Annotated in this window: 11 protein-coding genes; 5 read left to right on the forward strand and 6 right to left on the reverse strand. The window is 72.4% G+C overall.

The window, feature by feature from the left end:
• The first annotated feature begins 160 nt into the window (after positions 1–160).
• Positions 161–514: a hypothetical protein gene (locus O7622_RS09775; protein WP_282313023.1), complete on the forward strand. Its 354-nt coding sequence runs from the start codon at positions 161–163 to the stop codon at positions 512–514.
• Between the two features lie 249 nt (positions 515–763).
• Positions 764–1,156 carry a cupin domain-containing protein gene (locus O7622_RS09780; RefSeq protein WP_282313025.1) on the forward strand — a complete coding sequence of 131 codons (393 nt, stop codon included), beginning with the start codon at positions 764–766 and terminating at the stop codon, positions 1,154–1,156.
• A 35-nt stretch (positions 1,157–1,191) separates the two neighbouring features.
• Here the strand turns inward: O7622_RS09780 and O7622_RS09785 are convergent, their stop codons facing one another.
• Together O7622_RS09785 and O7622_RS09790 are read right to left on the reverse strand one after the other, a co-directional pair.
• Positions 1,192–2,373: a threonine synthase gene (locus tag O7622_RS09785; RefSeq protein WP_282313027.1), complete on the reverse strand. Its 1,182-nt coding sequence runs from the start codon at positions 2,371–2,373 to the stop codon at positions 1,192–1,194.
• 8 nt (positions 2,374–2,381) lie between these two features.
• Positions 2,382–3,416, reverse strand: a complete 1,035-nt coding sequence (locus O7622_RS09790; protein ID WP_282313028.1) for a DNA polymerase ligase N-terminal domain-containing protein — start codon at positions 3,414–3,416, stop codon at positions 2,382–2,384.
• Between the two features lie 77 nt (positions 3,417–3,493).
• Between O7622_RS09790 and O7622_RS09795 the strand changes: the two genes are divergently transcribed.
• Positions 3,494–4,276 carry an aldo/keto reductase gene (locus tag O7622_RS09795; RefSeq protein WP_282313030.1) on the forward strand — a complete coding sequence of 261 codons (783 nt, stop codon included), beginning with the start codon at positions 3,494–3,496 and terminating at the stop codon, positions 4,274–4,276.
• Between the two features lie 59 nt (positions 4,277–4,335).
• On the opposite strand, the gene O7622_RS09800 is transcribed toward O7622_RS09795, so the two are convergent.
• Positions 4,336–5,484 (reverse strand): cellulose binding domain-containing protein, encoded by a 1,149-nt coding sequence (locus tag O7622_RS09800; protein ID WP_282313031.1) that lies wholly within the window; start codon positions 5,482–5,484, stop codon positions 4,336–4,338.
• 329 nt (positions 5,485–5,813) lie between these two features.
• On the opposite strand from O7622_RS09800, the gene O7622_RS09805 reads away from it, so the two are divergent.
• Positions 5,814–6,920 carry an FAD-dependent monooxygenase gene (locus O7622_RS09805; protein ID WP_282313032.1) on the forward strand — a complete coding sequence of 369 codons (1,107 nt, stop codon included), beginning with the start codon at positions 5,814–5,816 and terminating at the stop codon, positions 6,918–6,920.
• A 127-nt stretch (positions 6,921–7,047) separates the two neighbouring features.
• Positions 7,048–8,805 (forward strand): cytochrome c oxidase subunit I, encoded by a 1,758-nt coding sequence (ctaD, locus tag O7622_RS09810; RefSeq protein ID WP_282313033.1) that lies wholly within the window; start codon positions 7,048–7,050, stop codon positions 8,803–8,805.
• Positions 8,806–9,030: 225 nt separating this feature from the next.
• Here ctaD and O7622_RS09815 read toward each other — a convergent pair whose 3' ends face one another.
• From O7622_RS09815 to O7622_RS09825, 3 genes are read right to left on the reverse strand one after another with little or no spacing between them, the layout of a single operon-like run.
• Complete coding sequence (locus O7622_RS09815) at positions 9,031–10,272, reverse strand: MFS transporter (RefSeq protein ID WP_282313034.1); 1,242 nt, start codon at positions 10,270–10,272, stop codon at positions 9,031–9,033.
• Between the two features lie 39 nt (positions 10,273–10,311).
• Complete coding sequence (locus O7622_RS09820; protein ID WP_282313035.1) at positions 10,312–10,893, reverse strand: isochorismatase family protein; 582 nt, start codon at positions 10,891–10,893, stop codon at positions 10,312–10,314.
• 15 nt (positions 10,894–10,908) lie between these two features.
• The gene (locus tag O7622_RS09825) at positions 10,909–12,195 is read right to left on the reverse strand and encodes a nicotinate phosphoribosyltransferase (RefSeq protein WP_282313036.1); all 1,287 of its coding nucleotides are present in this window, start codon (positions 12,193–12,195) and stop codon (positions 10,909–10,911) included.
• Between the last annotated feature and the right edge of the window lie 6 nt (positions 12,196–12,201).

Here is a 12,201-nt window from a genome sequence, read left to right on the forward strand (position 1 = left end):
CCGGGCGGTCGGCCGACATAGCGTCGGAATCATCGAGGGGGACCGCCGACGATCGCCCGGACGCGTACGAACGCCTCCTGCCGGCGTACCGGCGGGAGAGAGGATCACCATGCCCAGCCGTAGAGCTAGGAGGGAAACCACCGGCCAGCCGATCCCGAGCATGCGGGAGGCCGCGCGCGCCGACACCGAGATCAACTCGTGTTCGCCGGTCGGGTTGCCGGCTACCGCGCGCATGCTGTTCGCCGTGGTCGACGCCAGCGGAAGGCTCGTCCGCGGCCTCGGCGCCACCTCGGCCACCCGGCTCGCCGCCGGCATGTACCAGGTCTCGTTCGACCAGGACGTGGCCGGAGCGGCGTACGTCGGGACGGTCGGGCCTGCGACCGCCAACGGGCTGGTCGCGCAGGGCGTCATCACGGTGGCGCCGCGCTCGGGCATCGCCAACGCGGTCTTCGTCGAGACGCACGGCACGAGCGGGCACGCGGACCGCCCGTTCCACCTGGCCGTGCTGGCCTGACCGGACGCGCAGACGAGCGCACGGCGCCGCACGACCTCTGGTCGTAACGTCGCCGCGCTCCGGCCGTCTCCCACCACCGCAGCCGTACGGCGGTACGCCGGCGGGGACTTGGCTCGACCGGCCCAGCCCGCACCGGTCTTGTCGGCAGCACATGCCCGCTCTCCGGGGATCCAAACCGGATCGGCGTGGCGAATTCCACCATCTGCGACTCTCGGCGTGGCGGGCGCGGGATCGGGGTATGAGCGGACCATGGAGCATTTCACGATCGCAACGGTCGCCGAGAAGAGTCCCGATTTCCGCCGCGTCCTCTGGACCGGGGAGCACACCCAGCTGGTCATCATGACCATTCCGCCGGGCGGCGAGATCGGCGAGGAGGTCCACGAGGGCATCGACCAGATCCTCACGTTCGTCAGCGGCACCGGCGAGGCGCGGGTGGCCGGGGAGAAGAAGGAGGTCGTCTCGGGCGACCTGGTGGTCGTGCCGGCCGGCACGAAGCACAACTTCGTCAACACCGGGCCGAACCCGCTGGTCCTCTACACCGTCTACGGTCCGCCGGAGCACGCCGACGGCGCGGTGCACAAGACGAAGGAGGAGGCGGACGCCGCCGAGGAGGCGGGCGAGGACGAGCCGCCCACCGCCTGACCTCGAGTTCGAGCGGGGCGCCACGACCTCGCCTGTCACACCGGCGCCCCGCTGCGCACCAGGCCCGGATACTTGACACCGGCACCGGTGTTGAGCACCACCACGCGCTCCCCGGGCCGGATCCATCCGCCCGCGCGCAGGTGCCGGGCGGCGGTCAGGCAGGCCGCGCCCTCCGGGCAGAGCAGCAGCCCTTCCCGGGCGGCGAAGTCACGCAGGTCGGTGAGGATCTCCGCGTCGTCCACCGCGATCGCGGTGCCGGCGCTGTCCCGCAGCGCGGACAGGATCAGCTCGTCGCCGAGCGGCGCGGGCACCGTGATGCCGAACGCGACGGTGTGCGCGTCCTCCCACGGGGTGACGCGCTCCTCCCCGGCCGCGAACGCCCGCACGATCGGCGCGCACCCGGTGGACTGCACCGCGACCAGCCGGGGCAGCCGGTCCTCCACCCAGCCCAGCTCGCGCAGCTCGTGCAGCGCCTTGTGGATGCCGATCAGCCCGACGCCACCGCCGGTCGGATAGACGATCACGTCGGGCACCTGCCAGCCGAGCTGTTCGACGATCTCGTACCCCATGGTCTTCTTGCCTTCGAGGCGGTACGGCTCGCGCAGCGTGCCGGCGTCGAAGATCCCCCCGTCCGACCCGGCGATCAGCTCGGCGATGTCCCGGCCCGCGTCGTTGATCAGGCCGTCGATCAGCCGCAGGTCGGCGCCGGCGGCGAGGCACTCCTCGCGGCAGATCGCCGGCGCGGCCAGCGGCATGGCGATCGTCGCGCCCATCCCGGCCCGCGCCGCGTACGTGGCCCAGGCCGCGCCGGCGTTGCCGTTCGTGGGCATGGCGATCCGCTGCACGCCCAGCTCCCGGGCCCGGCTCACACCCACCGACGCGCCGCGCGCCTTGAACGACCCGGTCGGGGTCAGCCCCTCGTCCTTGACGATCAGGTCCGCGATGCCGATCTCGTGGCCGTACGCGGGCGCACGCCACATCGGCGTCCAGCCCTCGCCCAGCGTGGTGACGAAGCGGGGATCGGCCACCGGCAGCAGCTCCCGGTAGCGCCACAGGTCGGCCGGGCGCAGCCCGAACTGCTCGGGGGCGACCGTGGCGGCCACCGCGGCGAGGTCGTAGCGGGCCAGCAACGGCGAGCCGCAGCCGCACAGGTTCTGCAACACGCCGGCCGGGTGTTCACTGCCGCAGCGCGGGCACTCCAGGTGCGTCAGGTGCACGGTGGTCCTCAGCTCGCGTCGATGCTCAGCCAGTGCCGGCTGCGCCGGCCCGGCTCGTACGGGGAGTCGAGGCGTTTCGCCACCACTCCCGGGAGCCCCTGCTCACGGGCGGCCCGTAGGGCGTCCGCGCCGACTCCCGGGAACCACGGCGGAGTCTGCCAGTGCGGACCGGTGAGCGCCAGACCGTCGAGCAGGTCACGGCGTTGCGCGTACGGCACGTCGAGGCTGGACACACCCTCCAGCCAGAGCAGGTCGACGGCGAGGAACTGCCCGTCGCGCCGGGTCGGCGGACGGACCCGCCCGGCCGGGTCGATCCGTACCAGCACGCCGTCGATCACCGCCTCGGCCGGGGCCAGCGCCTCGGCCATCGCCCGCGCCCACGGGTACTCCCCGGTGACCTCCGCGTCGTCGCCGTCGAGCAGCCGCAGCCGGCCGCCCGAGACGTACGCCATCGCGCGCACGCCCGCCCAGCGCAGCTCGTACCCCCAGGCGGCGGCGTCGCGCGGCAGCCGCCCGCCCTCGGCGGGCCGCATCGGGCGGACCGGTTCGGGCATCGGCGTCCAGCCCTCCGGCGCCGGGTCGGTGCGCCTGATCATCCAGTCCCGGCCCCGGCCCCCGGTGGCGAACAGCACGTACCGGCCCTTCGTGCGCTCGCCGTCCAGCACCACGATCACCTCGTCGTCGCGCCACTTCTCCGCGCGGTAGGTGCCGGCGTCGTGCACGATCATCCGCCCGCCGCCGTACTCCCCGGCGGGGATCTCCCCGTGGAACGTCAGGTACTCCATCGGGTGGTCCTCGGTGTGCACGGCCAGGTGGTTGCGGCCCGGGTCGCGGGGCAGGCCGCGCGGCACCGCCCAGGAGGCGAGCACGCCGTCGTGCTCCAGCCGCAGGTCCCAGTGCAGGCTCCGGGCGTGGTGCTGCTGGATGACGAAGCGGGGCGCGCGCCGCGCGGACCGCTTCCGCCCGGGAGCCCGCTCGGGCACCGGTTCCGGGGTACGCGCGGCGTCCCGTTTCCGCCGGTACTCGTCCAGCCGGTCCGCCATCCCCGCATCCTCCCCCAGACCCGCCGTGCGCGCCGGGATGCCGGTGTGTGTGCGACGAACCGGGGTAGAACGGGGACATGGACAGCGACCAGCCCACCCTCCCGCTCACCGGCGACGTCCGGATCCCGCTGCTCGGCTTCGGCACGTGGCAGGCCACCGGCGAGGCCGGGTTCCAGGCGGTGCTCGCCGCGCTGGACGCCGGCTACCGGCACATCGACACGGCCACCATGTACGGCAACGAGAAGGAGGTCGGGCGGGCGGTCAAGGAGAGCGGGCTGCGCCGCGAGGACGTCTTCATCACCACCAAGCTGCCGCCGGACCGGGTGGGCCGGGAGCGGGAGACCATCGAGGCCAGCCTGGCCGCCCTGGACACCGACCACGTCGACCTGTGGCTGGTGCACTGGCCGCCGTCCGCGCCGGGCGACAGCATCCCGGTGTGGCGGGAGATGCTCGCCGCGCGGGACGAGAACATGGCGCGCACGGTCGGGGTGAGCAACTACTCGATCGGTCAGATCGACGAGCTGATTCAGGCCACCGAGGAGACGCCGGCGGTCAACCAGATCCGCTGGAGCCCGTCGCTGTACGACAGGCAGACCTACGCCGCCCACCGGGACCGCGGCGTGGCGCTGGAGGGGTACAGCCCGTTCAAGACCAGCGACCTGTCCGACCCGGTGCTGGTCCGCATCGCCCAGGCGCACGACGTGTCGCCGGCCCAGGTGGTGCTGCGCTGGCACATCGACCACGAGACCGTGGTCATCCCGAAGTCGGTCACGCCGGAGCGGATCCGGGTCAACGTCGACGTGTTCGGGTTCTCGCTCACCGCCGAGGAGATGCGCGACATCGACGCCCTCGCCGGCTGAGGCGTACACGGAGAGGGGCGCGGTCCGCAGCGGACCGAGCCCCTCTCCGCGTGCGGTGGTCAGCCGCGGGCGCAGGTGGAGCCGTTGAGCGTGAAGCTGCTCGGTGCCGAGTAGCTGCCGTTCAGCGTCGCCTGGTAGCCGAAGCTGGCCGACGCGCCGGGTGCCAGCGTGCCGTTGTAGCCGGCGTTGCGGGCGGTCACCGCCGAGCCGCTCTGGCTCACAGTGGCGTTCCACGCGTTGGTGACGGTCTGCCCGGAGGGCAGGTTGTAGTTCAGCGTCCAGCCGTTGATCGTGCCGGAGCCGGTGTTCTTGACCGTCACGTCGGCGGTGAAGCCGTTGTTCCAGACGTTCGCCGCCCGGTAGGTGACGGTGCATGACGCGCCGCCCGACGGCGGGGGCGTGGTCGGCGCCGACGTGGTCGGCGGGGCGCTCGTGGGCGGCGGGTTCGAGCCGGTGTTGACGCTCTGCGAGAACGAGTTCACCGCGAGCCCGACGCCGCCCTGCCACGGCTCGAAGCCGGCCTGGATGCTGGTCAGGTACCAGTCGTTGGTGATCGCGCCCCGGTTGCGGGTGTCGTTGATGAACGCCAGCGCGTCGAAGCTGAAGCTGGGGATGGCCGACGGCGACAGGTACGAGATGACGTTGTTGGAGCCGTTGCTGCCGCGCCAGACCTCCCAGGTGCGGCCGGCGATGCTGGCGGTGCCGACCGGCGAGCCGATGGGCTGGATCGAGCCCTGCCGGTTGAGCCAGATCATGATCTCCATCTGGTTCACGCCGTCGCGCTTGGGCGACGGGTCGAGCCAGATGTCGTACGACGCGTTGAAGATCGCGCCGCTGACGTAGTTGTAGCTGATGCTGGACGGTGCGCTGCTGATGTTCTTCACCTGCACCGGCAGGTTCGTGCCGGGCGAGCAGTTGGTGTAGTGGCAGCCCACGAAGATCGACGGGTACGCGACCGGTGCCCCGTTGGTCGGCGCAGAGCCGTCCGCGCGGGTGATCGAGAAGCCGGTCGAGGTGACGTTGATGCACTGCTGGGCGGTGGTGCCCCAGCGGTTGTTCTGCACCACGTACCTGCCGCCGATTGTGGTCGAGCCGTACTGCTCGCAGATCTGGGTGTCGGCGGAGGCGGTGCCGCCGAGCGCGACGGCGACGAGGGTGCCGGCGGCCAGCAGTCCGGCTGCCGCGAGGGCCCTGAGTGGACGCTTCATGATGCTCCTTGGCTCGGCGCGGGACGGCGCCGGTTCGGTCGGTGACTCGGGCGGGAGCGCTCCCACAATGTAGGGAATACATTTACATGTCTCGAATCATTGCGCAAATGCGCCGGGCTCGTTAACGCTCCGCGTCCGGCCGGTGGCGCGGCGGAGGGTCGCGACCGCCCCCTTCCCCCAGATGGAGGCGGGATTCCTGCCGCTGGGACGGGGTGCGCCGCCGACCGGCGGCGTGCGCCAGGGCGCATGGGCACTTCCGCCACCTGGTTGCGGCGAGTAATGTCTTGCCTCCAACGCGTTCCGATCCCCCTCCGGAGGCGTACCCCGTGATGGGTGGTTCCCCCCTGCGCATCCTCGTCGTCGGCGCGGGCATCGCCGGCCTCGCCGTGGCCCGGGCGCTGCGCCTGGCGGGGTTCCGGCCCGACGTCACCGAGCGGCTGCCACCCACCGAGTCGATCGACTCCGGCCTCTACCTGCCCGGCAACGCCGCCCGGGCGATGCGCCGGCTCGACCTCGACGGGCCGCTGCGCCCGCTCGGCCAGGTGATCCACCGGCAGCGCTTCCTCGACGCCGCCGGAGCGCCGCTGTGCGAGGTCGACCTCGACGCGCTCTGGGCCGGCGTGGGCGAGTGCCGGGCGCTGCCCCGGGCCGAACTGCACCGGGTGCTGCTCACCGGCGCCGGCGGCGCGGTGCGCCACGGCGCCGAGGTCAGCACCGTCGACCTGCTGCCCGGCCGGGTCGCCGTCGGCTTCACCGACGGCACCAGCGGCGAGTACGACCTGGTCGTCGGCGCCGACGGGCCCCGCTCGGCGGTACGGACGCTCGCCGCGCTCGGCGGACCGCCACGCCCCGCCGGGCAGGTGGTCTACCGCGCCCTGGTGCGCGGCGGCCCCCGCATCGCGGACTGGACCGCCCTGCTCGGCCAGCGGGCCGGGTTCCTGGTCGTGCCGCTCGGTGCCGGACGGCTCTACTGCTACGCCGACGAGGCCGGCACCGACCTGCCCGCCGACCCGCTCGCCCGCCTGCACGAGCTGTTCGGCTCGTACGGCGGACCGGTGCCCGAGGTGCTGGCCGCGCTGGAGACCGTGTCCGTGGAACGCACCGAGGAGGTCGAGCTGGGACGCTGGTTCCACGGCCGGGTGCTGCTCGTCGGTGATGCCGCTCACGCCACCGCGCCGACGCTGTCCCAGGGTGCCGCGATGGCGCTGGAGGACGCCGTCGTGCTCGCCGAGTCGCTGCGGGCCGCCGGTAGCGTCGAGGCCGCGCTGCTCGCGTACGAGAGTCGCCGCCGCCCTCGTACCCGCTGGGTGCGGGACCGGACCCGGGACCGCAACCGCACCCGCGACGTGCCGCCGGCGTTGCGCGACCCGTTGCTGCGCGGACGCGGCGGGCGGATCTTCCGGGAGCACTACCGGCTCCTGACCGGCCCGCTCTGACGGGCGGGAGATCGTAGCCGCCCACCCCACGCGGCGGGGCCACCTACCGGGGACTATCCTCCTTGCGGATGACGGCTGCGCCGATGACCAGCGCGCCGAGCGGGACAACCAGAACCGGAGGCCACTCGTGACCACCGTCGCACCCAAGCCGGTCGTGACCCGGCCCTGGCCGGTCCGGGAGCCGGTCAAGGGGTCGGCCATCGCGCGGCTGCTGCGCACCACGGACGCGAAGCAGATCGGGATCATGTACATGGTCACCGCGTTCGTGTTCTTCATGATCGGTGGCCTGATGGCCCTGATCATGCGCGCCGAACTCGCGCGACCGGGCCTGCAGTTCCTGTCGCCCGAGCAGTACAACCAGCTCTTCACGATGCACGGCACGATCATGCTGCTGTTCTTCGCGACGCCGATCGTGTTCGCCTTCGCGAACTACGTGGTGCCGCTGCAGATCGGCGCGCCGGACGTGTCGTTCCCCCGGCTCAACGCCTTCGCCTACTGGCTCTACCTGTTCGGCGGGACGCTCGCCACCGCGGGCTTCATCGCCCCGGGCGGCGCGGCCGACTTCGGCTGGACCGCGTACACGCCGCTGAGCACCGCCGACCACGCCCCGGGCGTGGGCGCGAACATGTGGGTCGTCGGCCTGGCCATCTCCGGTCTGGGCACGATCCTCGGCGCGGTCAACCTGATCACCACGATCCTCACCCTGCGCGCGCCCGGCATGACCATGTTCCGGATGCCGATCTTCACGTGGAACATGCTGGTCACCAGCCTGCTGGCGATCCTGGTCTTCCCGCTGCTGGCCGCCGCGCTGTTCGCGCTCGCCGCGGACCGCCTGATGGGCGCCCACGTGTACGACCCGGCGACCGGCGGCCCGATGCTGTGGCAGCACCTGTTCTGGTTCTTCGGTCACCCCGAGGTCTACATCATCGCGCTGCCGTTCTTCGGCATCATCAGCGAGATCATCCCGGTGTTCTCCCGGAAGCCGATCTTCGGCTACAAGGGCCTGGTGGCCGCCACCATCGCCATCGCCGCCCTGTCGATGAGCGTCTGGGCGCACCACATGTTCGCCACCGGCCAGGTGCTGCTGCCGTTCTTCAGCTTCCTGAGCTACCTGATCGCCGTGCCCACCGGTATGAAGTTCTTCAACTGGATCGGCACCATGTGGCGGGGCCAGATCACCTTCGAGACGCCGATGCTGTTCTCGATCGGCTTCCTGGTGACCTTCCTCTTCGGTGGTCTCACCGGTGTGCTGCTCGCGAGCCCGCCGCTCGACTTCCACCTGCACGACTCGTACTTCGTGGTGGCGCACTTCCACTACGTGCTCTTCGGCACCATCGTGTTCGCCGTGTTCGCCGGCATCTACTTCTGGTTCCCGAAGATGTTCGGCCGGATGCTCGACGAGCGACTCGGCAAGATCCACTTCTGGCTGACCATGATCGGCTTCCACACCACGTTCCTGGTGCAGCACTGGCTGGGCAACGAGGGCATGCCGCGCCGGTACGCCGACTACCAGGCCGCCGACGGCTTCACCACGCTGAACACGATCTCCACGATCGGCGCGTTCATCACCGGTATCTCGACGCTGCCGTTCATCTGGAACTGCTGGAAGTCGTACAAGACCGGCCCGGTCGTCGAGGTCGACGACCCGTGGGGCCACGGCAACTCGCTCGAATGGGCCACCAGCTCCCCGCCGCCGCTGCGCAACTTCGACCGCATGCCGCGCATCCGCTCCGAGCGGCCGGCGTTCGACGCGAAGTTCCCCGAGCTGGCCGCCGGGCAGAGCCTGGCCGGTCCGCCCGAGGGTGGCGCGAAGCCGCTGACCAGCGAGGTAAACGGTGGCGCCAGCTACCAGGAGGACACCACAGGCAACCTCGACCAGCGCTGACGCAGTAGTCCAAGGCCGGGCGCCGCACTCCCTCACAGGGGCGCGGCGCCCGCCCTTTTCCCTCCCGCCCCGTACCGTCACGCGAAGCCGGTTCGGGGGAGTGGTGGTGTCCGGGGTGCGTGGATGCAGCCACTTCCCCGTACTGGCTGCGGCCCCGCCTCGGGGAGTTGATCACGCCGGGTGGGTGGGTGGGTGGGTGGAAGGCGCGGGCGGGGGGGGCGAGGGCTAGCGGGAGGCGAGGGCCACGTCGGGGTCCGGGGCCGGGGTGGGGAGTTGGGCGCGGCGGTGGCGCAGCTCGATCGGGAGCACCGCGAGCGCCACCAGCGCGCCGATCGCACCGGTGACCACGAAGCCCCACACGGGCGCGGAGGCGTCGATCACCGCGCCGGCCAGCGGCGCGCCGAGCGCGATGCCGACCGTGACGGCGGAGCCGTGCAGGCCCATCGCCAGCCCCCGGACGGAGGGTGGGGCCAGTCGGCTGACCGCGTCGGAGGTGGACGCGATGGTGGGCGCGCAGAGCGCACCGGCCGGGATCAGCGCCAGGCAGAGCAGCCACCAGTGCGACCCGCCCAGCCCGACCGGGATGGTGGTGAGGCTCAGCGCGGCCATCAGCGCCAGCGGGGAGAAGGAGCGGCGTACCGCGCCGTAGGCGAAGCCACCTGCCAGCGAGGCGACCGCCCAGGCGGCCAGCACGGCACCGGTCCAGCCGACCTCGCCACCGGAGCGGAGCACGGCGACCACCGCGACGTCGGTGCCGCCGAGCACCAGCGTGGCGGCGAGGCTGACCGCCAGGACGGCGAGCAGGCGCGGGCTGAGCCACTCTCGGCGGTGCACCGGGCGCGGGGGCCCGGCCGGCTCGTCGGCGGCCCGGATCGGCGGGTCGAGCAGCCAGAAGCAGATGCCCGAGGCGACGATGCCGGCGCCGACCGCCCAGAGCGTCAGGCGCGGCGTGACGGCGGTGGCCAGTGCCACGGCGAGCGCCGGGCCGACCATGAACGACAACTCCACGGCCATCGAGTCCAGCGCGTACGCGGGACGGCGCTTCTCCACCGGCACGAGCGCGGCGATCGACTGGCGGACCATCGAGAAGATCGGCAGGGCGAGCAGCCCGGCGAAGAACGCGGCGGGCAGCAGCACCGGATACGGCAGCGTGGGCGCGGCGGACCAGAACAGCGCCTCGGCGACGGTGGTGAGCACCAGCACCGGCCGGAGCCCTCGGCGGTCGATGAGCCGCCCGAGCAGCGGGGCGCCGACCGCCGCGCCGACGGTCGACGCGGCACCGACCAGGCCGGCGGCGCCGTAGCCGCGGCCCAGGTCGAGCACCACGTAGAAGGTGAGCGTCACCCCGGTGGCGGTCAGCGGCACACGGGCCAGCACCGACACCAGCAGCAACGATCGGAGACCGGGTAGGGCGAGCGCCTCCCGGTAAGGCTTCAGGTTCACGACGGTCCGTACCTCCGGCGCCATCCTGGGGCCGGGGTACGACACCCGCAAGCGATTACCGGGTCAAGCGGTGGTGATCACAGGCTCGCCCACCGTCGTCACCCCGGCGCCGTCGAGCGCCCGCAGCGCCACGTCGAGCGTGTCCGGCGCGACAGCGGCGGTCAGGTCCAGCAGCACAGTGGTCCGGAAGCCCTCCCGGGCGGCGTCCAGCGCGGTCGCGCGCACGCAGTGGTCGGTGGCGATGCCCACGACGTCGACCCGGTCCACGTCGTGGCGGCGCAGCCAGTCGGCCAGGCACTCGCCGTCGGGGCCACGGCCTTCGAAACCGGAGTACGCGGCCGCGTGCTCGCCCTTGTGGAAGATCACCTCCACCCGGTCGGTCACCAGCTCGGGGTGGAACTCGGAACCGGAGGTGCCGACCACGCAGTGCCGGGGCCAGGAGTCGACGTAGTCCGGCGGGTCGCCGAAGTGCGCACCCGGGTCGACGTGGTAGTCCTTGGTCGCGACCACGTGGTCCCACCGGTCCGGCTCGGCGGCCAGCAGCCGGGAGATGCCGGCGGCCACGCCGGCTCCGCCACCGACCGCGAGGGAGCCGCCCTCGCAGAAGTCGTTCTGCACGTCCACGATGATCAGGGCGTTCGTCATCTGACGGGTTCCTCCTCAGCTCGCGGGTACGACGGTCACCGGTACGGCGGGATCTCCGGCGGAGAGCTTGAGCCCCTCCCACGGGATCGAGATCAGGCACTGGCGCAGGTGGTCCCGGGACTCCTCCAGCGTGGGCAGCGTCTCCGGTTCGCCCGACACCACGTACGAGTGCTGGAGCAGCCGGTCGTTGGGCTGCCGGTCCGGTACGCCCTGCGGCACGATGACCTCCTCGGTGGCGGTGCCGGTCGGCTTGTGCCGGCGGACCGCGACCTTCCGGCCGCCGATTGTGGCCTTGTGCTCGGAGCGTTTGACCACCGGCCGCCCCTCCACCTCGACCAGCTTGTAGACCAGGCCGGCGGTGGGCGCGCCGGAGCCGGTCACCACTGCGGTGCCGGCACCGTACATGTCCACGGGTTCGGCGGCGAGCGCGGCGATGGCGTACTCGTCGAGGTCGCCGGAGACGATGATCTTCGTCTCGGTGGCGCCGAGCGAGTCGAGCAGCTCGCGGGACTGCTGGGCGATCACCGCGAGGTCGCCGGAGTCGATCCGGACCGCGCGCAGCTCCGGCCCGGCCACCGCGATCGCGTTGCGGATGCCCTGGGCGATGTCGTACGTGTCGACGAGCAGCGTGGTGTCCTTGCCCAGCGTGGCGACCTGGGAGGCGAACGCGGCCCGCTCGTCGTCGTGCAGCAGTGTGAAGGCGTGCGCGGCGGTGCCCGCGGTGGGGATGCCGTAGCGCTGCCCGGCGGCCAGGTTGGAGGTGAACCGGAACCCGGCGAGGTACGCGGCCCGTGCCGCTGCGACGGCGGCCTCCTCGTGCGCCCGCCGGGAGCCCATCTCGATCAGCGCCCGGCCCCGGGCCGCGGTGACCATCCGGGCCGCCGCGGCGGCGATGGCGGAGTCGTGGTTGAGCACTGACAGCACGAGCGTCTCCAGCACCACGCACTCGGCGAACGTGCCGGACACGGTGAGGATCGGAGAGCCGGGGAAGAACAGCTCGCCCTCGGCGTAGCCGTCGATGTCGCCGGTGAACCGGTAGTCGGCCAGCCACTGCGCGGCCCGGTCGTCCACCACTCCGGTACGGCGCAGGAAGTCGATCTCCGCCGGGTCGAACCGGAAGTCGCGGATCATCTCGATCAGCCGGCCGGTCCCGGCGACCACGCCGTACCGGCGCCCGGCCGGCAGCCGCCGGCTGAACACCTCGAAGACGCAGCGTCGGTCGGCTGTGCCGTCACGCAGGGCCGCGCTGACCATGGTCAGCTCGTAGTGGTCGGTCAGCAGCGCGGGGCGAAGGGTGCTCACCGCTCC

The organism is Micromonospora sp. WMMD1076 (assembly GCF_029581475.1).
In the GTDB taxonomy this organism is placed as follows: domain Bacteria; phylum Actinomycetota; class Actinomycetes; order Mycobacteriales; family Micromonosporaceae; genus Micromonospora; species Micromonospora aurantiaca.

What these genes read in the sequence shown, in the direction of transcription:
- O7622_RS09800 (WP_282313031.1), bottom strand. Translation starts at nt 5,484, where the DNA reads ATGAAGCGTCCACTCAGGGCCCTCGCGGCAGCCGGACTGCTGGCCGCC.
- O7622_RS09780 (WP_282313025.1), top strand. Translation starts at nt 764, where the DNA reads ATGGAGCATTTCACGATCGCAACGGTCGCCGAGAAGAGTCCCGATTTC.
- O7622_RS09820 (WP_282313035.1), bottom strand. Translation starts at nt 10,893, where the DNA reads ATGACGAACGCCCTGATCATCGTGGACGTGCAGAACGACTTCTGCGAG.
- O7622_RS09805 (WP_282313032.1), top strand. Translation starts at nt 5,814, where the DNA reads ATGGGTGGTTCCCCCCTGCGCATCCTCGTCGTCGGCGCGGGCATCGCC.
- O7622_RS09795 (WP_282313030.1), top strand. Translation starts at nt 3,494, where the DNA reads ATGGACAGCGACCAGCCCACCCTCCCGCTCACCGGCGACGTCCGGATC.
- O7622_RS09815 (WP_282313034.1), bottom strand. Translation starts at nt 10,272, where the DNA reads ATGGCGCCGGAGGTACGGACCGTCGTGAACCTGAAGCCTTACCGGGAG.
- O7622_RS09790 (WP_282313028.1), bottom strand. Translation starts at nt 3,416, where the DNA reads ATGGCGGACCGGCTGGACGAGTACCGGCGGAAACGGGACGCCGCGCGT.
- O7622_RS09775 (WP_282313023.1), top strand. Translation starts at nt 161, where the DNA reads ATGCGGGAGGCCGCGCGCGCCGACACCGAGATCAACTCGTGTTCGCCG.